The sequence below is a fragment of the Streptomyces termitum genome, from assembly GCF_014650175.1.
Taxonomy (GTDB): Bacteria; Actinomycetota; Actinomycetes; order Streptomycetales; family Streptomycetaceae; genus Streptomyces; species Streptomyces termitum.
Genome location: NZ_BMUL01000068.1, coordinates 1 through 566, shown reverse-complemented (window position 1 = coordinate 566; position 566 = coordinate 1). Strand labels below are relative to the sequence as shown.

The following is a 566-nucleotide window of genomic DNA, read 5'->3' as shown; positions in this document are numbered from 1 at the left end:
GGGTGATCCAGTGAGCACAAACATGTCTGCCTCTGTCATGGCGTCTATGGTTCTGACGAAGCCATCTCCCTCTCCACTGTTAGAACGAGCGAAACTCCGAGGTTTGCGACCATCGGCGAGGCCATCGCTGCTCATAGTAGCCAGCAAGAAGGCGAAGAAGGTCCAGACTGCCCAACCCTACGGGCCTGGTGGTGGAGTGGAGTTCAAGGAAGGCGTCGATGCGTCTGGAAGGGTAGCCAAGGGGAAGGGTGTCTACCAGTTTGCCGACAAGTATGGAGCAAATGTTGATGGGTACAGCCCAATATATACACCAGAAGAATGGTCCCCAAGTGGTGACGTTTATGTTGGAGGAAAGACAGGGCTGTTTCTCTGGGCAATCACTCTTGCTGGAATTCTGCTGGGCGGTGCTCTGCTTGTCTACAATACTAGTGCCTTGGCTTCTTGAAGCCTGTGCGGCAAACCAAAATATGAATCAAACGATGTGTACTGTACGGGTTACAACCGCAACGACATATGTAACTGGATGTAAATATCAGTACCCGCAGGCCGCAGTCAATAATACCGAC

1 protein-coding gene is annotated in these 566 nt (G+C 51.8%); it reads left to right on the top strand.

What is annotated here, in order from left to right; genetic code table 11:
• The coding region (gene psbR / locus IE219_RS32760; RefSeq protein WP_229850283.1) for a photosystem II protein PsbR at window positions 1-445 on the top strand (445 nt) is incomplete at its 5' end.
• Between the last annotated feature and the right edge of the window lie 121 nt (window positions 446-566).